Source organism: Paraburkholderia tropica (assembly GCF_914484835.1).
GTDB classification, from domain to species: Bacteria; Pseudomonadota; Gammaproteobacteria; order Burkholderiales; family Burkholderiaceae; genus Paraburkholderia; species Paraburkholderia tropica_A.
In genome coordinates this window covers 34,203-53,230 of record NZ_CAJZAR010000078.1, presented here as the reverse complement: position 1 = coordinate 53,230, position 19,028 = coordinate 34,203, and the positions used below count along the sequence as shown (strand labels likewise).

At 64.4% G+C, this 19,028-nt stretch carries 15 protein-coding genes; 8 read left to right on the top strand and 7 right to left on the bottom strand.

All coding sequences use genetic code 11. The annotated features are described in order from the left end of the window. Positions 1 to 77: 77 nt before the first annotated feature. From LDO54_RS29295 to LDO54_RS29285, 3 genes are all read right to left on the bottom strand, one after another. A complete protein-coding gene (locus LDO54_RS29295) occupies positions 78 to 1,232 on the bottom strand; it encodes a transporter substrate-binding domain-containing protein (RefSeq protein ID WP_224014602.1) in 1,155 nt (384 codons plus the stop codon). 93 nt (positions 1,233 to 1,325) lie between these two features. Further along, entirely contained in the window at positions 1,326 to 1,697 is a 372-nt protein-coding gene (locus LDO54_RS29290) for a response regulator transcription factor (RefSeq protein WP_224014600.1), read from the bottom strand. Positions 1,698 to 2,076: 379 nt separating this feature from the next. After that, a complete protein-coding gene (locus LDO54_RS29285; RefSeq protein WP_253074432.1) occupies positions 2,077 to 2,637 on the bottom strand; it encodes a response regulator in 561 nt (186 codons plus the stop codon). A 480-nt stretch (positions 2,638 to 3,117) separates the two neighbouring features. Between LDO54_RS29285 and LDO54_RS29280 the strand changes: the two genes are divergently transcribed. From LDO54_RS29280 to LDO54_RS29260, 5 genes are all read left to right on the top strand, one after another. Next, complete coding sequence (locus tag LDO54_RS29280) at positions 3,118 to 3,885, top strand: hypothetical protein (protein WP_224014598.1); 768 nt, start codon at positions 3,118 to 3,120, stop codon at positions 3,883 to 3,885. A gap of 341 nt (positions 3,886 to 4,226) precedes the next feature. Continuing rightward, positions 4,227 to 5,213, top strand: coding sequence for a formylglycine-generating enzyme family protein (locus LDO54_RS29275; RefSeq protein ID WP_224014596.1), 987 nt, complete (start codon positions 4,227 to 4,229; stop codon positions 5,211 to 5,213). A gap of 97 nt (positions 5,214 to 5,310) precedes the next feature. After that, positions 5,311 to 6,822: an arylsulfatase gene (locus LDO54_RS29270; protein ID WP_224014594.1), complete on the top strand. Its 1,512-nt coding sequence runs from the start codon at positions 5,311 to 5,313 to the stop codon at positions 6,820 to 6,822. A gap of 81 nt (positions 6,823 to 6,903) precedes the next feature. Next, on the top strand, positions 6,904 to 7,767 hold the full coding sequence (locus LDO54_RS29265) for a bile acid:sodium symporter family protein (protein WP_224014592.1): 864 nt from the start codon (positions 6,904 to 6,906) through the stop codon (positions 7,765 to 7,767). A 9-nt stretch (positions 7,768 to 7,776) separates the two neighbouring features. Further along, positions 7,777 to 8,232 carry a YidH family protein gene (locus tag LDO54_RS29260; protein WP_224014590.1) on the top strand — a complete coding sequence of 152 codons (456 nt, stop codon included), beginning with the start codon at positions 7,777 to 7,779 and terminating at the stop codon, positions 8,230 to 8,232. A gap of 109 nt (positions 8,233 to 8,341) precedes the next feature. On the opposite strand, the gene LDO54_RS29255 is transcribed toward LDO54_RS29260, so the two are convergent. From LDO54_RS29255 to LDO54_RS29240, 4 genes are all read right to left on the bottom strand, one after another. Beyond that, the gene (locus LDO54_RS29255; RefSeq protein ID WP_224014588.1) at positions 8,342 to 8,869 is read right to left on the bottom strand and encodes a hypothetical protein; all 528 of its coding nucleotides are present in this window, start codon (positions 8,867 to 8,869) and stop codon (positions 8,342 to 8,344) included. Positions 8,870 to 8,878: 9 nt separating this feature from the next. After that, a complete protein-coding gene (locus LDO54_RS29250; RefSeq protein WP_224014586.1) occupies positions 8,879 to 10,933 on the bottom strand; it encodes an alkyl/aryl-sulfatase in 2,055 nt (684 codons plus the stop codon). 215 nt (positions 10,934 to 11,148) lie between these two features. Then, positions 11,149 to 13,200, bottom strand: a complete 2,052-nt coding sequence (locus LDO54_RS29245) for an acyltransferase family protein (RefSeq protein ID WP_224014584.1) — start codon at positions 13,198 to 13,200, stop codon at positions 11,149 to 11,151. Positions 13,201 to 13,587: 387 nt separating this feature from the next. Continuing rightward, positions 13,588 to 14,475, bottom strand: a complete 888-nt coding sequence (locus LDO54_RS29240) for a LysR family transcriptional regulator (protein ID WP_290371150.1) — start codon at positions 14,473 to 14,475, stop codon at positions 13,588 to 13,590. 166 nt (positions 14,476 to 14,641) lie between these two features. Here LDO54_RS29240 and LDO54_RS29235 point away from each other — a divergent pair, with 166 nt between their 5' ends. From LDO54_RS29235 to LDO54_RS29225, 3 genes are all read left to right on the top strand, one after another. Next, entirely contained in the window at positions 14,642 to 16,408 is a 1,767-nt protein-coding gene (locus LDO54_RS29235; RefSeq protein WP_224014581.1) for an acyl-CoA dehydrogenase family protein, read from the top strand. Positions 16,409 to 16,420: 12 nt separating this feature from the next. Further along, a complete protein-coding gene (locus LDO54_RS29230; protein WP_224014580.1) occupies positions 16,421 to 17,635 on the top strand; it encodes a CaiB/BaiF CoA transferase family protein in 1,215 nt (404 codons plus the stop codon). 82 nt (positions 17,636 to 17,717) lie between these two features. Beyond that, complete coding sequence (locus tag LDO54_RS29225; RefSeq protein ID WP_224014578.1) at positions 17,718 to 19,025, top strand: MFS transporter; 1,308 nt, start codon at positions 17,718 to 17,720, stop codon at positions 19,023 to 19,025. Positions 19,026 to 19,028: the final 3 nt, after the last annotated feature.

Below are 19,028 nucleotides of genomic sequence, written 5' to 3'. Positions count from 1 at the left end.
GCTCTCTGTGTTGGGATGATCGCGCTAACGATGCGCTCAGAGAGATTTGGGGCGAGCCATGCACGGCGTCCAGCGGACTAGCTCCCCGACGCGAACCACTTCTTCTGAATCAGTTCGTACGTCCCGTCTTCATACATGGACAGCAACGCCTCGTTGATCGCCTTGCGCAACGGGCTGCCGTTGGGTAAGGCAATGCCATATTTCTCCGGCCGGAACACCGGCCCCACCACGGCGAGCGTGCCGCTGCCGAGCCGCCCGCTCCAGTACTGCAAAGTCGGCGCATCGTAGACGATGGCCTGGATGTCGCCGTGCATCAGCAGCCGGAAACCATCATCGGCGGTGTTCATGCTGACAAACGGCAGCCCTCGCTCGGTGAGATAGTCGGCGGCGACGGTGCCCGGCACCGAGCCGATCAATTTCCCCGGCAGATCGTCAGGACCCCGTATGTTCGATTGCAGGCGCGCCACCGTCTGCGAAGACGTCACCGTCGCCGTGAACTGCGCCACCAGCACCACGCCAATCAACCACATGGCGGGCACCAGTACACGCTTCCACAGGCCCGGCTCATCGCGTTCGCCGTGCTCCCCCGTTGCGATAATCAGCATCGTGATCCAGAGGCCCTCTCCAATCGCCCGCCAATAAGGCTTCTGGAAATTGCGATCGCGTTTTCGCTCGACCAGCCAAACGAGATTGGCCAGCACGAAAACGATCGCCGCGCTGATCGCCGCGAACTGCCCCATCGCCCGCCACGGAACCGACCAGATCGTGCTCAGGAAAGAACTATCGTTGTGCGCGCGCACCATGATCTGCAAGCCCGCATCGAAATAGGGAATCGAAAAATCGACCTGGCGCTCGCGCTCGGGCGTCATGGTGATGGCGGATATCGCGAGATCCGCGTTGCCTTGCTCGACGATCGGGAGCACGTCGGCTTGCGTGGCGACCGGCACCCACGTGAAATCGCGGCGAATGCGGCGCGCGATCTCGTTCCAGATATCGATACTGAAGCCTTCGGGCGTCTTCGTTTGCGGCAGCACGAAGGGGGCGACCGGCGCGATGGCGACGCGCACAACGGACGACGGCGACGGCTTCGCGCCACCTGACACTATCGGCGATGCGTCAGCGCAGGCGGTCCCCATCATGGACGATGCGAGGATCGCGATTGCGCACCACGCCAGCCACCTGGTTCGCTTGTGTCGCTTGTGTCGCTTATCCCGTTCGTCTCGCTCGCTCAACGCGTCGCTCCCAATCCCGTCTGCGTGCCGATCATCCCGGCGCGATGTCGCGGCCGATTAATGGAAAATCCAGGCACCGTCAATCGTCGACCTTCAAGGCTGGCTGCGCGTCGCCTCGCCGACGGCATCCAGCAGCGCCGCGCCCAGAAATGGCTTGGTCAGCAACGCATGCTGGCCTGCCCTCGCCACGGCCTGCCGCGTGACCGGCGCATCGTACGCCGTGATGAACACGACGGGCGGACGCGGCGACTGCAACGCTTCATAAAACGCAGGCCCCGACGTGCCCGGAAGCTGCACGTCGACAATGAGGCAACGCGCGGCCAGCGCGCAATCGTATGCCCCCGCCTCCTCCGCGCTTTGAAACGAACGCGTGACGAATCCCGAGTGGCGGAACAGGCGCTCGATGGCGCGGCACAGGCCCGTGTCGTCCTCGATAATCACGATCGAGAGTGGCTCCGCGTTCATGCGTCGTCGTCCAGATAATCGATGCCGAAGTGTCATGCGAGCGTGCGGCTGACGCCATAGGGACTTAGGGCAATGCCTTGCTCCCCGACCCGATACTCAGCGTTTCGCACGCAATACAAGGGGCGAAATCGCTGAACGAGTCCGGCTGATTCCAACCATTCGATCATCGTTGTCTATATGACGCGCACCATGCCATAGGGATTTGGGGCAATCCCATTTCCCTTTCGGGCAATGTCGGACAGAGCGCTTGTCTTTCACATGCCGCGCATGCTCGTGTCGACGCGCAAAGGCATCGTCGTCGCCTCACGGTGGCGACCCGCGCCGCGCGTTGGCCTCGGCTTGTGCGAGTTGCTGGACAGCGCGATACGACGCGCCAACATCACGCCGCGAGCGATACCGCTTCGGCGTGCCTTAGCAACTCCGCGAACGAGCCCGCGCTGAATTTGCGCATGAGTTGCGCCCGACAGCTCTTGATGGTGCGCTCCGAAAGTCCGAGTTCCGCCGCGATCTGCTTGTTGCGCCGCCCCGCGACGATCCCTTTCAACACCGTCCGCTCTCGCTCGCCGAGGCTCACGCCCGGTGCCGCCTCGTTCGGCAACGGCGCGTCCGCGTGCGCATCCGTGCTGAATGCGGTGTCGAGCGCGTCCAGCAACGCCTGCCGCTCGAAGGGCTTGACGAGGAAGTCCACGGCGCCCGCTTTCATCGCCTGCACGGTACGCGGCACATCGCTGTAGCCGCTCATGAACACGACCGGCATCGCGCGTGGCTGACGCCGCAGCGCCTGCTGAAGATCCAGCCCGCTCGGGCCGCCGAGTTCCAGATCGAGCAGCAGACAGCCACGCCACGCTTCGGGCTCGCTCACCAGAAATTCGCCGGCGGAGGCATACGTCTGGACCTCATAACCTGCACTGCTCAGGAGTCTTTTCAACGCCGATCGCATGGATGCATCGTCTTCGACAACGTGAATCGTCCTGATGGAATCGCTATTCACGACATCACTCCGTCTTCGCCAATTCATCCGTATTTTTGGGTCGGATTTCGTGGCTCCCTGATACCGCTCCTTGACACCTCTGCGCGACTCGCATGACACGAATCGAACGCATGTAAGCCGTTATAGCAATTTACGAGACCATGTGGTTTCAGACTGATCAGAACGAAAATAATCGATTCATTCCGCAATGAATTCGCCTGGCGCGCTGCGTGGCATTCATTCAATTGAGTCAACGATCCGTGCATTCATTCAACCGATCGAAACAGCGCATGATGCGGGCGATTGCAAACCTGGCCGCCCTGCCTCCGCTCGCGAATGCGCGGTTTGACTCAGGGTTTGGGGCAACGCGTTGACGCCAGGGTTCACGTTAAGATCGATCGGCACGGAGCATATCAGGGCGGCATTCATCGCCATTCATTCGGATCCCAAATGACTCAGCTCGTTCATCATCCCGCATACCTGTTCATCCTGCTGATCGTGCTGCTTTCGACTGGCGCGGCACTCGGCGCGATCGTGATGCAGCGTGTCCTGCCGCTCTCGGACGACGCGCGCGATAACTACAACGTCATTCAGGGCGCCACGCTCACGCTGCTTGCGCTGTTAATCGGCTTTACGCTTTCGATGGCGGTCAGCCGTTACGACCAGCGCAAGAATTACGAGGAAGAAGAAGCCAATGCGATCGGCACCGAATATCTGCGCGCCGACCTGCTGGGCACACCCGGTTCGGCAAAAGCCAAAGCGCTGCTGGCCCAGTATCTGGAATTGCGCATCGTGTTTTACCGCACGCGCAACGCGCACGAACTCGACGTGCTCAACAGCAAAACCATGGCGCTTCAGGGCCAGCTGTGGGACACCGTGCGCGAGGCCGCCGAGGCGCGGCCCACGCCCATCACCGCGCTCGCGGTCGGAGGCATGAACGACGTGATCAATACGCAGGGTTATACGCAGGCCGCGTGGCTCAATCGCATTCCGGTTTCCGCGTGGGCGTTGATGATGGCGATCGCCTTCTTCAGCAACCTGATGCAGGGCTATGGCGTGCGCGGTAAAAATGGGCGGCGCGTGCTGCTGTTCGTCTTGCCGATCACCGTGTCGCTGTCACTGTCGTTGATCGCGGATATCGACAGTCCACGTGGCGGTCTGATTCGCGTCGTGCCGCAAAACCTGCTTAGCCTCCAGCAGTCGATGCCGCCGAACTAGCGCCTCGCGTCCGCACAAGGCCCGGCGACGCGCCATAGGATGCAGGGCAGTTCCATTGCCCGAAAGCGCAGACATCGCGTAACCGTCAGCGGTTTGCATACGTCGATGCGAAAGTTGTTGCGCAAATTGTCGTGAAGCACGCGCCCCGCCTGCCGATTGCCCTCAGGGGCAATGCCGTTGCCCCATCTACCGATAGCGAAACCGCGGCGGCGCTCCAATACTGCAAGCCGGTACGCCGCATGCCTTGCTCGCCGACGCCAACGCAGACGCCAACGCCAACGCCAACGTTTCGCCGTCCGCGCCCATGCGATTCCACACCCTGCCGCCCACCCTGACTGCCCATGATCCACACCGCACCCGAAGCGATCAACGACGCCAGTGACGCCCCCTCGCACGCCGCGTCGCCAGGCATGGTCCGTATCGAAGGCGGCACGTTCCTGATGGGCTCGAATCATCACTATCCCGAGGAAGCGCCCGCGCACAAGGTCCGCGTGCGCGGCTTCTGGATCGATCGTCATGCGGTGACGAACGCCGATTTCCAGCGCTTCGTCGACGCCACCGGCCACATCACGTCCGCCGAGCGCCCCGCCAATCCCGACGACTATCCGGGCGCGCTGCCCGAGATGCTCGCGCCGTCCTCGGTGGTGTTCGCGAAGCCTGAGAAGCGCGTGGATCTGCGCAATCACTACAACTGGTGGACCTATGCGCAAGGCGCCGACTGGCGGCATCCGCGCGGCCCCGCGAGTTCGCTCGAAGGTCTCGCCGATCATCCGGTCGTGCACGTCTCCTACGAAGACGCCACCGCCTACGCGCGCTGGGCCGGCAAGGATCTGCCCACCGAAGCCGAATGGGAATTCGCCGCGCGCGGCGGGCTCGACGGCGCGGAGTTCGTCTGGGGCGACGAACTCATGCCGCAAGGCAAGCCGATGGCCAACACGTGGCAAGGCGAATTTCCGTGGCAGAACCTGCTTGAAGACGGCTACGAATGGACCGCGCCGGTCGGCTCGTTCGCGCCCAACGGCTATGGCCTCTACGACATGGCGGGCAACGTCTGGGAATGGACCAGCGACTGGTATCAGGACCACGGCAAGATCGTGAAGGCGTGCTGCACGCTCGATAACCCACGCGGCGCGAGCGTGGAAGCCAGCGTCGATCCGCGCTCGCCTCAGGTCAAGATTCCGCGCAAGGTCATGAAGGGCGGCTCGTACCTGTGCGCGCCCAACTACTGCCGGCGCTATCGGCCCGCCGCGCGCATGGCGCAGCCCGTCGATACGTCCACGTGCCACGTGGGATTTCGTTGCGTCATCCGCGATCGCGATCCGGGCTGAACCCCTCGGGAGAAACGGCCTCCTGACAACCCGTCGGCGACGGGGAACGGAGGCGATCCGCTACCGGCTGCGGTAGCTCTACACAAAGGAGTGTTCCATGGCGGGCAAGAAGAAACCCAACTTCCTGATCCTCTGGGGCGACGACATCGGCCAGTCCAATCTCAGCATCTTCACCAAGGGGCTGATGGGCTACCGCACGCCCAACATCGACAGCATCGGCGAGGCGGGCGCGGTGTTCACCGACTACTACGGCGAGCAGAGCTGCACGGCGGGCCGCGCGTCGTTCATCACGGGACAATGCGGACTGCGCACGGGGCTGACCAAGGTCGGCTTGCCGGGTGCGCCGCTCGGCATGCGCGCCGAGGACCCGAATATTCCCGAGCTGCTCAAGGACCTCGGCTACACGACGGGCCAGTTCGGCAAGAACCATTTCGGCGACCGCGACGAACACCTGCCGACGATGCACGGCTTCGACGAATTCTTCGGCAACCTGTATCACCTGAATGCCGAGGAAGAACCGGAACTGCCCGACTACCCGGACGCCAAGGAATTCCCCAACTTCCACAAGAAGTACGGCCCGCGCGGCGTGCTGCACTGTTGGTCCGACGGCAAGGGCGGCCAGAAGATCGACAACACCGGCCCGCTGACGAAGAAGCGCATGGAGACGATCGACACCGAATTCCTCGCCGCCGCGAAGGAGTTCATCCAGAAGGCGCACAAGGAGGACAAGCCCTTCTTCCTCTGGTTCAACACCTCGCACATGCACTTCCGCACGCATATCGAGGACCGCATTCGCGGCCAGGCCGGACGCTGGCAGTCGGAGTATCACGACTGCATGGTGGAGCACGACAAGCACATCGGCGAGATGCTGGCGCTGCTCGACGAACTCGGCATCACCGAGGACACGATGGTCATGTACAGCACCGACAACGGTCCGCACATGAACTCGTGGCCCGACGCGGGCATGACGCCGTTCCGCAACGAGAAGAATTCGAACTGGGAAGGCGCGTATCGCGTGCCGTGCCTCGTGCGCTGGCCGGGCGTGATCGAGCCGGGCACGGTCTGCAACGAGATCGTGAGCCATCTCGACTGGCTGCCGACCATCGTCGAGGCCGCGGGCAATCCCGACGTCAAGGAAGAATTGAAGAAAGGCTTCAAGGCCAACGGCAAGGAGTTCAAGGTCCATCTGGACGGCTTCAGCCTGTTGCCCTACTTCACCGGCAAGGAGAAGAAGCCCGAGCGCAAGGGCTTCTTCTATTTCACCGACGACGGCGATCTCGCGTGCCTGCGTTTCGATAACTGGAAGGTCGTGTTCATGGAGCAGCGCACGGCTGGCACATTGAGAATTTGGGCCGAGCCGCTGGTGACGCTGCGTGTGCCGAAGATCTTCAATCTGCGCACCGACCCGTACGAGCGCGCCGACATCACTTCCAACACCTACTACGACTGGCTGCTCGATCACGTGTTTATCCTCGTACCCGCGCAGGCGGGCGTGGCCGAATTCCTGCAAACGTTCAAGGAATTCCCGCCACGCCAGAAAGCGGCCAGCTTCGGCGTCGATCAGGTGATCGAGAAGATGATGGACGCAGCCGGCGGCGGCCATCGATAAGGCATCCTGACGATGTAGACGCGTGGTTCCCGGGCGGCGTTCAGCCGGACGCCGCCCAGCCGCATTCCCGACGCGACAACCATGGACGCCAAGGCCCTGATTCTTCTCGCGCTCCAGTGCGCCATCGCCGCAACGGTCTTCACGTACGGCCTCCAGGCCACGCGCGACGACCTGTTCTATATCGCGCAGCGGCCGGGCCTGCTGCTGCGTTCGCTCATCGCCATGCTGGTGCTGTTGCCGATCCTCGTGGTCGCCTGCGTCTACTACCTCGATCTGCCGCAGCCGACCGCCGTCGTGCTCACGGCGCTCGCCATCTCGCCCGTGCCGCCGCTGCTGCCGAAGAAGCACAAAAAAGCGGGCGGCGTCGCGCCCTACGGGCTCGGGCTGCTCGTCGTGCTCGCGCTGGTGTCGGTCGTGACCATGCCGCTTTCGGTGGCCCTCTTCAACTGGCTGTTCGCGCAGCCGCTGGCCGTCGGGCCTGCGTCGATCCTGAAGATCGTGCTGACCATGATCATCGCGCCGCTCGCCGTGGGTCTGCTGGCCGCGTCGCTGATGCCGCGCGCCGCACAGCGCCTGATCGCACCCGTGCGCCTGATCGCGACCGTGCTGCTGGCCGCGGGCGTGCTCTTGCTGCTCGTGGGCACGTGGCGCGCGATCCTGTCGTCGACGGGGCACGGGACGCTGATCGCCATCGTCGCCTTCGCGCTCGCCGGGCTGGTGATCGGCCATTGCCTCGGCGGCCCGGAGCCCGAGCACGCTTCGGTGCTGGCGCTGTCCACGGCCTCGCGCCACCCGGCCATCGCGCTGGCGATCTCGGCGGCCAATTTTCCCGGCGAGCAATTCGCGCCGACGCTCGTGCTTTACCTGATCGTCTGCACGATCATCGCCATCCCGTACGTGAAGTGGCAGCGCCATCGCTCGGTGCTGGCTTCCGGCACGCCTTGAAGGTCATCCATGAGCCCTGAGCGCGACATCCTCTCCGTGCCGGACACGCATCCCGATGCGCCCCTGAAGCCCGACGAAGGCACGCTGCAGACGCGCGCGCGCACCGCGCTCGCCATCGAGCGCACCTTCCTCGCCGCCGAGCGCACGCTGATGGCGTGGCTGCGCACCGCGCTCTCGATGATCAGCTTTGGCTTCACGCTGGCGAAGTTCTTCGAGTATGTGGAAGGCCAGCGCGGCACGCCGATCGTCGGCCGCTTCGGCGCGACCTGGTCGCCGCGCATGGTCGGCACGGCGATGGTGGTGATCGGCACCGTGGCGCTGCTGGTCGCGGTCGTGCAGCATCAGCGTCGCGTCAATGCGCTGCGCCGCGAAGGCCTGCTGCCGCAATGGAATCTCGCTTACTGGGTTGCGATCGCGGTGGCCGCGCTCGGCGCGTTCGCGCTCGGTTCGCTGGTGCTGGATTGATGGGGGAAAGCGGTCGCGACCTGACGCTCCGGTTATCGGAAGACGCTGCGTAATGGCCGCTCCGCTCCCGACGACGCTGCTGGCGTAACCGCACGCGCCGTCGGCCCGTTTAGCTCATCGCCTGCACCGGCGATTCGGCGAGCGCGAGCATCCGCGCGAGCGAATCGGCCTGCGTCTGCGGCGCGTCGATCACGAACAGCGACTCGCGCAGCGCACGTTCGAGATCGAAGCGCCCTTCGAGCCACGCGCGCAACGCCGCCTCAGACGTGATCAGGATATTGCTGCGCTGCGCGTCATCAGTGGCGCTGATATCGGGCATCTCCGGCACGATATCCGGGTCGAAGCCCTCGGTCGTGGCGTGAAAGAACCCCCACGTATCGTTCTCGATCAGCAGCACATAGAAGTCCGGCAGCGCCAGCAGCGCCGCCTCGCCGTGCGCGCCTTCGACGCGCGCCTGAAGCAGATTCAGCGCGTCGATGGCCGAGAGGCGCATGCGGGCCGCCGAGAGCGCGCCCCCGGCGGTGTCGATGGGCTCGATCAGCCCGGCGTCGATCGCCTGGCGGGCCGCGACGGCGATCGTCAGCGCCAGCGGATGCCCGACGCTGAAATCGAGCTTGAAATTGCAGATCGCGCACATGGCATCCCCTCAAGGCGTCACGATGTTGAACCAGAAGTCGAACGTGTCGAGCCACGACACGAATTCGCCCAGTTTCTGGCTGTTGCCGTCGATCTTCGCGTTACCGGCCATCACGAGCTTCTGCATGTTGGTCTTGCCCATCATGATGTCGTTGAGGTCGGCGCGCGTCATCGTGACGGTCGCGTCCGCCGACTTCAGGCTCTTGTTCCCGGTGTAATGCAGCGCGCTGTTTTCCACGCCGAGCACGTAGTTCTCTTTCGTGTCGGTCAGCACGAGATTGAACGACGCGGTCTTGCCCGCAGCACGATCGCCGTTGAGACGGATGCCCAGATAGTCGAGGAACATGTCGAGCGGCATCGCCTGGATCGTGTCCGGGCTTTGCGGCTGCGGCGCCGGAAGCTGCTGGATGCCGCCGCGCAATTCCTGCGCGCCCGTCAGGTAGAAGTTGCGCCACGACGCCGACTCCGCCTGATAGCCCAGTTGTTCGTAAGCGTCGGCGAGCAGTTGTTTCGCCGAGGTGTTCTGCGGCTCCGCGAACACCACGTGATTGACGACTTCCGCGACCCACCGGTAATCGCCCTTGCTGTAATAGCCGTGCGCCTTGCTCAGCACGGCCGCCGATCCGCCCATGAATTCGACATAGCGCTTACCCGCTTCGGTCGGCGGCAGACGATGCAGATTCGCGGGCACGCCGTCGAAGAAACCGAGCCGCAGGTTGTACTGCGCGACGGCATCGTGATAGACCGTGCCGTAATAGCCGCGGCAATACCAGTGTTTCGCGAGACTCTCGGGCAAACGGATCTTCTCGCCGATCTCCAGCGGCGTCATCCCCTGGTTCGCCATGCGCAGCACCTGATCGTGCAGATAGCGATACATGTCGCGCTGCGCACCGAGAAACGCGACCACGCGATCGTTGCCCCACGTCGGCCAGTAGTGCGAAGCGAATACGACCTGCATATCGTCGCCGAACATGTCGAGCGACGATTGCAGATACTTCGACCAGAGCAGCGCGTCGCGCACTTTCGCGCCGCGCAGCGTGTAGAGATTGTGCAGCGTGTGCGTGGCGTCTTCCGCCGCGCAGAACGCCTTGAACTTCGGCAGATAGAACATGAACTCCGAAGGCGCTTCCGACTCGGGCGCCATCAGCACGACCAGTTCCACGCCGTCGAGCGTGAGCTTCTGGCCGGTCTTTTCGGCGAACATCGTCGGCACGGCGAGTGTGATCGTGCCCACCGACGTGGTCTTGCCGAGCCCGCCGTCCACGATGCCCGTGGGACTGCGCGGCAGCAGCGAGCCGTACATGTAGCTCGCGCGCCGCCCCATCGCGTTACCGGCGATGATGTTCTCGCCCACCGCCGCTTCGGTAAAACCGGTTGGCGCGACGATCTGCACCTTGCCCGACTTCAGGTCGTCGTCGCTGACGAGACCGCGCACGCCGCCGTAGTGATCGACGTGACTGTGCGTGTAGATGACATGCGTGATCGGATGATCGCCGAGATGCGGAATGACGAGTTGCTTCCAGACGGTCGAGGCCACCTCGGTGGTGATGAACGGATCGACGACGATATAGCCGCGGTCGCCGCGAATGATGCTCATAACCGAGAGATCGTAGCCGCGCACCTGCCAGATGCCATCGACGACCTTGAACAAGCCGTGATTCATGTTGAGCTTGGCGTTACGCCAGAGGCTCGGATTGACGGTGGGCGGTGCGTTGTTTTCCGGGCCGCCCTGCACGAAGGCGAACTGTTGCAGATCCCACGAATGCGTGCCGCCGGGTCCCGGAATCACGACGGGCTCGGGCAGCGTTGCGACAAGCCCGCGCTTCGCATCCTCGAAATCCTGCGCATCGCCGAACTGCAGAAACTCGGCGAATTGCTTGTTGACGGCGAGCGTGGCGGCCGTGGCGGGCTTGGCCGCGCCGGTGGTCGGCGTCGCCGCGTGCGCGACCTGAGTCAGCGTTTCTCCAACCACACCGGACAAGCCGGTTGCCACGCTCGTGACCGCGACGTTCTTGAGGAATGCCCTGCGACCGCCTGACTTCGCTTCGTCGTCCGAATGCGACATGACCACCTCCGGTTATTCAAGGAAATGGCGGACGCACAGCGCCCGCCATCGTTGCTCGATAACTTCTCCGAGGTTTTTCGCACAATCGACCGGCTGAGACTATTGGTAGTTGGGGCAACCAGATTGCCCCAAGGGGCGATGTTGGGAAGCGGCTTATTGCGATCCGTGCGGACGCTTACCGATGCGTTTCCATTCTTGAAGCGCAATCGCGCGAGTCAATGACCCAGCAACTGAGAAAGCTGGGGCGCGATAAGGCCATTGGCGTAGTCGGATATGTGATCGGAATAGCTGTAAAGGAAACTGCCATTCACCGTCATCGGACAGGTGTCGTGCCGGATATCGCACAGAAGCGGCGTCGGGTCGTACACGAGCAGATCGGGATTGCGCTTCTGCAACTGCGCGACGAGCGCGCGGTAGTCCCGCGTCGCCTGGAGGTGCGCGTGATAGCTGATCGCACACCGGTCGTTGGCGCTCACGTCATCGTCGATATGCAGGAAGCTGCGGACCGGTTCCCATGCAGCAGGCCTGCGATCCATGCATTGATGCGGCTCGGCCAGCGTCGGCGTATCGATAACGAAAGCGACCCGCTTGCCCGCGCGCATCAACACCTTGACCAGGTTATCGACGCCCGCCAGCGCATCGGACGGCTCCGTTCGTGGTGCCTGCTGTCCGGGCGACGGCGGCGCCAGCAGATCCCGCGCCGCCATCGTCAGCACCACGGTCCCGATCTCGCTGTTGTTCACGAGCATGCGCAGCGCTGTGGCAGTCGCCTCCGTGCACCGCGCCTGCCCAATGCCCGCAGTCGGAACGCCTTCGGCGGAGACCGTGGGCGCGCAGCCCGCGCGCGCGATCAGCAACCAGCTCTCGCCGGGCTGCGAATGACGCACGAGCCCCCAGTAGGCCGCGTCCGCTTTACTGTCGCCCCACATGGCGTAGCGCGGCGTCGCGCGTTTGTCGGTCGAGCAGAAGTCGAAGAGTTTCTGATCCTTCGCGCTGACGCCACACACGCGGTCGACATATTGACGGCCCGCGCCGAGCGTCGCGCTAGCCGGATCGGCGGAGGCGCTGTAGCCCTTCCCCTTCAGGCGGAATTCAAGCCCGTCGCGCGCGTAGGTCATCGCCCCGAGGTAGCCCGCAATCAGCAGAAGAACGGCGGGCGCCGCGACGGACATCCATCGCGAGCGGGCACGTTGAAAGGGCCGCTCGACCAGTTGCAGGGTGAGCCACGCGAGCGCGACACTGGCCAGCAGTATTTCCACTCGCGCGGCCGGAACAAGCTCACTGCCGGCGACGATCACGCCAAACGACAGGAGCGGCCAATGCCAGAGATAAAGCGGGTAGCTGATCTTCCCAATCCCTATCGACACCGGATTGGACAGTATCCACCGGTTGCCCGCGGCCTCCACGCCGGCTGCGATGCACATGCACGCGCCGCTCGTCGGCAGGAGTGCCCACCAGCCCGGGAAATTGAGTCGGGAATCGAGTGCGAAGAACGAAACCACACAGGTCGTCAGCCCGAGTATCGAGAGAACGTTTCGCGTCCGCTGGCTGAGGCCGCTCAGTGCGTTGTCGCCCTCGCCGGACTGCGACCAGCGTGCGAGCGCCGCGCCGCAAAGCAGCTCCCAGAAGCGCGAAAACGGCAGGAAGAACGCTGCGGACGGATGCGCCTTCACGAGCCACACGTTCGCCACGAAGGAAAGCGCCGCACAGATGACGACGATGGCCCGCGTCCATCCGCGCCGAAAACCGATGGCGAGAAAGAGCGGCCAGAGGATATAGAACTGCTCCTCCACGCCGAGCGACCAGAGATGCAGCAGCGGTTTCGTGGCCGCCGACTGGTCGAAATAGCCAGCTTCGCTCCACAGCGTCCAGTTCGACACAAACGCGATGCCTGCGACGATGTGTTTGCCGAGTTGCTTGAACTCATCGGCGTAAAGGCAAAACCAGCCCATCAGAAAGGTGCTGAACAACACCGTCATCAAAGCCGGGAAAATTCTGCGGATTCGCTTCGCGTAAAAGTTGACGATGCTGAATTGGCCGCGCGTTAATTCCGACGAGATGATTCCGGTGATCAGATACCCGGAGATCACGAAAAACACATCCACGCCCGCAAATCCGCCGGGGAAAATACCGGGGAATGCGTGGTACAACACGACGCCCAGAATCGCCATGGCTCGAAGGCCGTCGACATCGGGCCTGTAAGTCAACGCGCTGGTCCGCGCCGCTATTTTTTGCGACGTCTCAATTTCAAATACGACTGCGTTCAATATCGTTCCCCGACTACAGATACGGCCTGCGTCTCTTGTGCAAGGCGCGCGGCTTCCCGAGGCCGCTTACGGCGGCTCAAGTTCTTCTCGATCATCACGGTGTCATTCTGTCCGCGCGTAAGCAGGAATTCGCGCGGATACTTTTCTCGCTACCGCCTCTCCGTTTCGAATTGGCAGCCTGCGTATGAAGATAACGGCAATAAAATTTAAATATTTAATTCATTTTGCAGAAAGTCGCGATCTTCATCCGCGAATGCGATGGGACATCGCTCCATTCAGCCCGATTCAGCCCGATTCAGGACTCTGCACGGCGACGACCAGGAGACGCTCCCCCCGCTTATCGTCCACGGGCCGCAATCACCACGCGAGGCGCACCCGCGTAGTCCACTACGCCGCGCCCGCCTTCTCGCCCAGATACCCCGCAAACCCCTCCACGATCGCGTTCGTCTCGCCCGCGCGCACGAGCCTGAGCACCTGCGATTCGTAAGGATTGCTCGCTAATGGACGAAACACCGCACGCGCGCCGCCCATCTTCCCCAACGCGGCGGGCACGAGCGCGATGCCCATGCCGAACTCCACCATCGTCACCACGGTCTGCCAGAGCCGCGCCTCGTGGCGGATCTGCGGACTGAAGCCCGCCTCCACGCAGGTCGCGATGATCTGATCGTGATAATGCGGCGACACCGAACGCGGAAACAGAATGAACGGCTCGCGCGCGAGCGAAGCCAGTTCGATCCGCCGCCGCTTCTCAAACCGGTGCCCCACGGGCAGGCAGCACAGAAACGGCTCGGAAAACAGCGTCTGCGACTGCACTTCGGCCGGAAAGCGTCCCCAGTGCGCGAAGCCCAGATCGATCTGCAAACGCTGCAACGCGTGCACTTGTTCGATGGTGTTCATCTCGCGCAGCACGACTTCGACGCCCGGATGATCGGCCTCGAAACGCCGGACCGCCTCGGGCAAGCCGCGATACAGCATCGAATTCACGAAACCGATGCGCAGCCGCCCCGCGAGCCCGTGCGCGGAACGCTCGGCGATGCGGCGCACCTCGTCGGCCTGTTCGAGCAGACGGCGCGCCTCTTCGAGCAGCACGAAGCCCGCGTTCGTCAGCGCGACCGCCTTGTTGCTGCGCTCGAGCAGCTGCACGCCCAGTTGCTCCTCGAATTTGCGGATGTCGAAGCTCAGCGCGGGCTGCGAAAAAAAGAGCCGCCGCGCCGCGCGCCCGAAATGCAGTTCTTCGGCCACGGCCACGAAATAGCGCAGTTGCTTGAGTTCCATCGCGGTGTCTCCTCCGCTTGTCTGTCCGTTGTTCGATCCGTCGATCGATAGATAGCGCTTATCGTACAGGACATCGTTTGTATTGGACGGTTATCGTCGGCGCTCCTATTCTTGGACGCACTACGGCGCCCCGAGCGCCCGTCCGAAGAAACGACAGGAGACACCGATGAGCGAATCCCCCGCCGCGCAAGGCAGCGGCGCGTCCAATATTCCCGACAGCCGCGGCATCAACTTCTTCCGCAGCGATCCCGGTCTGGCCCCGCTCCTGCGCGCGTATCTCGGCGAGACGGCCTTCACCGATATCGAAGCGCAGCTCATCGCGCTCGGCCAGCGCGCCTCCGACGAACTCGACGCGCTCGCACTCTCCGCCGATCACCATCCGCCCACGCTGCAACATCGCACGCGGCGCGGCGAAGCGATCCAGCACATCGACAAACATCCCGACTACGTCGCGCTCGAACGCGTCGCGTATGCCGAACTCGGTCTCGCCGCGATGAGCCATCGCGAGCACGCGCCCGCGCCGCTCGTGAAATACGCGCTCACGTATCTGTTCGTGCAGGCGGAGTTCGGCCTCTGCTGCCCCGTGAGCATGACCGATTCGCTCACGCGCACGCTGCGCAAATTCGGCACGCCCGATCTGATCGCGCGCTATCTGCCGATGCTCGCCTCGCAGGACTTCGACACGCTGTTTCAGGGCGCGATGTTCATGACCGAGCAGGCGGCCGGTTCCGACGTCGCGCGCATCGCCACGCGCGCCGCGCGCGAAACCGGCGCGGACGGCACGGAAACCTGGCGTCTCTACGGCGACAAATGGTTCTGCTCGAACGCCGACGCCGATCTCGCGATGGTGCTCGCGCGCGTCGACGGCGCGCCGGCCGGCATCAAGGGTCTCGCGCTGTTCCTGCTGCCGAAAACACTGCCCGACGGCACACGCAACACGTATCGCATCGTGCGACTCAAGGACAAGCTCGGCAGCCGGTCGATGGCGAGCGGCGAGATCGTGCTCGAAGGCGCGCAGGCGTATTTGATCGGCGAAGTCGGACGCGGCTTTCATCAGATGGCCGACATGATCAACATGTCGCGGCTGTCGAACGGCGTGCGCGCCGCCGGTCTCATGCGCCGCGCGCTCACCGAGGCGCTGCACATCGCGCGCCATCGCGAAGCGTTCGGCCGCAAGCTCATCGACATGCCGCTGATGCAGCGTCAGCTGATCAAGATGATGCTGCCCGCCGAGCAGGCGCGCACGCTGTTCATGCGCATCGCCACGCTGCTGCCGCGCGCCGACCGTGGCGACCGTGGTGACGAAAGCGCCGCGAAATGCGTGCGCATCCTCACGCCGATGATCAAGTTCCGCGCCTGCCGCGACGCGCGCCGCGTGACCGGCGACGCGATGGAAGTGCGCGGCGGCGTGGGCTATATCGAGGAATGGAGCGACGCGCGTCTCGTGCGCGACGCGCATCTGGGCTCGATCTGGGAAGGCACGAGCAACATCGTGGCGCTCGATGTCGCGCGCGCCGCGAAACGCGAAGGCGCGCTCGATGCGCTGGGCCGCTACGTGCGCGCCGAACTCGCCGAAGCGGGGCTGCCCGAAGCGAGCGCGGCGCTGCTGCGCGCGGCCTTCGAACGCGCGGGCGCGGCGCTGGAGAGCGTTGCCGAATGCGGCCGCGACGAGTCGGTACGCCAGGCCGCGAGCGCGCTCTATCACGCGACCACGGCGGCGTTCATGGCCTGCGAAGCCGCCCAGGTGTCGCGCGCGGGCGCAGAAGATTACCGTCGGCTCGCGCTCGCGCATCTGATCGTGCGCCACAAGCTGCTGCCGCGCGACCCGCTCGCGCTCGACGACCGCGACGCGCACGCCACGCAACTGCGCGCGCTCGTCGACGAAACGCCGCTGCCGCTCGCGGATGCCATGCAACTGCTGCCCGCGCAGTGAGGCGATATCATCATGACAATTAATACGTCATCCGAATCAATCAAGGTAAACGGCGCACTGCACGGTCTGCGCGTGATCGACCTGAGCCGCGTGCTGGGCGGCCCGTACTGCACCCAGGCGCTCGCCGACCACGGCGCCGAGGTCATCAAGCTCGAACCGCCCGACGGCGACGAAACGCGCGGCTGGGGCCCGCCTTTCGTCGGCGACACGGCCTCGTACTACGTGGGCGTGAATCGCAACAAGCAAGGCATCGCCGTCGATCTGTCCTGCGACGAAGGCCGCGCGATTCTCTGGCAACTGCTCGAAGGCGCCGACGTGCTGGTCGAGAACTTCAAGCCCGGCACGCTCGCGCGCTGGGGCATGGATTACGCGCGCGATCTTCAGCCGCGCTTTCCGCGCCTGATTCACTGCGCGATTTCCGGCTTCGGCCCCGACGGCCCGCTCGGCGGCCTGCCCGGCTACGACGCCGTGATCCAGGCGATGGCTGGGCTCATGAGCGTGAACGGCGAAAGCGACGGCCCGGCGCTGCGCATCGGCCTGCCGATCGTCGACATGGTGACCGGCCTGAACGCACTCGCGGGCATTCTGCTCGCGCTCGCGGAGCGCGAAAAAAGCGGCCACGGCCAGTCGGTCGATATCGCGCTGTACGACTGCGGCGTGTCGCTGCTGCATCCGCATCTGCCGAACTGGTTCGGCAACGGCCGCACGCCGCAACGCAGCGGCAACGCGCATCCGAACATCGCGCCTTACGACAGCTACGCCACCGCCAGCGCGCCGATTTTTCTCGCCGTGGGCAACGACCGCCAGTTCGCGAAACTGTGCGCGCATCTGGGCATGCCCGATCTCGCCGACGACCCGCGTTTCGCCGACAACCGCAGCCGCTGCGCGCATCGCCCCGAGTTGAAGGCAGCGCTCGAAACGCGGCTCGCGCTGCACGATTGCGCGCCGCTCGCGCGCGATCTGATTCAGGCGGGCGTGCCGTGCGGGCCGGTGCAGACCGTCGATGCGGTGGCGGCGCATCCGCATACGCTGCATCGCCAGATGCTCGTGGAAATGCCCGGCTATCGCGGCACCGGTGCGCCCGTGAAGCTCTCACGCACGCCCGCGACCTATCGCACGCCGCCGCCCGCGCTCGGCGGCGACACGCGCGCGGTGCTCGACGCGCTCGGCATCGACGTGGACACGCAGCGCAAGCTGTTCGAGGCGGGCGTAGTGAAAGGCTCATAACGCGCTCAAAACAAGCGCAAGCCGAAACGGATCAAGACCGGCCCAAGCCGGCTCACCCCGACTAATGAAACTGGAGAGAGACATGACGAGCATCCCCGCGCGGCAGCCCGCGCGCGCTTCGCTGGCCGCCTTCGTCGGCACCACGATCGAGTGGTACGACTTTTATATCTACGCCACCGCCGCCGCGCTCATCTTCGGCAAGCTGTTCTTCCCGGCGCACGATCCGTTCTACAGCACGCTCGCCTCGTTCGGCACCTTCGCCGTGGGCTTTTTCGCGCGGCCCTTCGGCGGGCTCGTGTTCGGGCATCTGGGCGACCGCATCGGCCGCAAGAAGGCGCTCGTCGCCACGCTCTCGATCATGGGCGTCGGCACCGTGGGCATCGGTTTTCTGCCGACGTATGAAAGCGCGGGCGCGCTCGCGCCTGCCTTGCTGATCGCGCTGCGTATCGCGCAGGGCATCGCCATCGGCGGCGAATGGGGCGGCGCGGTGCTGATGGCGGGCGAACATGCGCCGAAAGACAAGCGCACGTTTCTCGCGTCGTTCGCGCAACTCGGCAGTCCCGCGGGACTGATTCTCGCGCTGCTGGCGTTTCGCAGCGTCGCGCATCTCGATCATGCGGCGCTGTTCGCGTGGGGCTGGCGTCTGCCGTTTCTCGCGAGCGCGGTGCTGCTCGTGGTGGGCTTGCTGATCCGCTCGGGCGTGAGCGAATCGCCGGAATTCGAAGCGCTGAAAAAGCAGGCGCGCACTGCCGCGCTGCCGATCGTCGAAGTGCTGCGCGACAGCTGGCGCGGCGTGCTGCTGTGTCTCGGCGCGAACGTGATCGGCGTGGCGGGCGCGTGGTTCGTCAACACCTTCATGCTCAACTACACGACGCAGACGCTCGGCCTCGACCGCACGCTGATTCTCGACTGCCTGTTCGTGGTCGCGTTCATCCAGTTCTTCACGCAGCTCGCTTCGGCGTGGTTCGCGCAGCGCGTGGGCGCGGGGCGCTTTCTCACACGCGCCGCCGCGCTCGCGATGCTCTCGCCTTATCCGATGTTCGTGCTCGTTTCCACCGGCAAGCCACTGGCGATCGTGATCGGCATTGCGATTGCGGTGATGTGCATGTCGAGTTCGTATGCGGTGATGGCGGGCTTCATGACGAACGCGTTTCCGGTGCGCACGCGCTATTCGGCCATTTCGATTTCGTATCAGTGCTGCGCGGCGCTCGCGGGCGGGCTCACGCCGCTCGTCGGCACCTTGCTCGCGCACGACTATCCGGGCCAGTGGTGGCCGCTTGCACTGTTTTATAGCGCGCTCGCGGCCGTGTCGCTCGTGTGCATCGCGATGCTGCAACGGCGGCAGTCGTCGGCCGCGCCCGCCGATGTGGCGATCGCGCTGCCGGAGTAAGCA

Excerpts from the sequence above, each read along its gene's own strand:
- LDO54_RS29230 (WP_224014580.1), top strand. The coding sequence starts at position 16,421 with ATGACAATTAATACGTCATCCGAATCAATCAAGGTAAACGGCGCACTG.
- LDO54_RS29255 (WP_224014588.1), bottom strand. The coding sequence starts at position 8,869 with ATGTGCGCGATCTGCAATTTCAAGCTCGATTTCAGCGTCGGGCATCCG.
- LDO54_RS29290 (WP_224014600.1), bottom strand. The coding sequence starts at position 1,697 with ATGAACGCGGAGCCACTCTCGATCGTGATTATCGAGGACGACACGGGC.
- LDO54_RS29280 (WP_224014598.1), top strand. The coding sequence starts at position 3,118 with ATGACTCAGCTCGTTCATCATCCCGCATACCTGTTCATCCTGCTGATC.
- LDO54_RS29240 (WP_290371150.1), bottom strand. The coding sequence starts at position 14,475 with ATGGAACTCAAGCAACTGCGCTATTTCGTGGCCGTGGCCGAAGAACTG.
- LDO54_RS29275 (WP_224014596.1), top strand. The coding sequence starts at position 4,227 with ATGATCCACACCGCACCCGAAGCGATCAACGACGCCAGTGACGCCCCC.
- LDO54_RS29270 (WP_224014594.1), top strand. The coding sequence starts at position 5,311 with ATGGCGGGCAAGAAGAAACCCAACTTCCTGATCCTCTGGGGCGACGAC.
- LDO54_RS29260 (WP_224014590.1), top strand. The coding sequence starts at position 7,777 with ATGAGCCCTGAGCGCGACATCCTCTCCGTGCCGGACACGCATCCCGAT.
- LDO54_RS29225 (WP_224014578.1), top strand. The coding sequence starts at position 17,718 with ATGACGAGCATCCCCGCGCGGCAGCCCGCGCGCGCTTCGCTGGCCGCC.
- LDO54_RS29285 (WP_253074432.1), bottom strand. The coding sequence starts at position 2,637 with ATGCGATCGGCGTTGAAAAGACTCCTGAGCAGTGCAGGTTATGAGGTC.
- LDO54_RS29235 (WP_224014581.1), top strand. The coding sequence starts at position 14,642 with ATGAGCGAATCCCCCGCCGCGCAAGGCAGCGGCGCGTCCAATATTCCC.
- LDO54_RS29265 (WP_224014592.1), top strand. The coding sequence starts at position 6,904 with ATGGACGCCAAGGCCCTGATTCTTCTCGCGCTCCAGTGCGCCATCGCC.
- LDO54_RS29250 (WP_224014586.1), bottom strand. The coding sequence starts at position 10,933 with ATGTCGCATTCGGACGACGAAGCGAAGTCAGGCGGTCGCAGGGCATTC.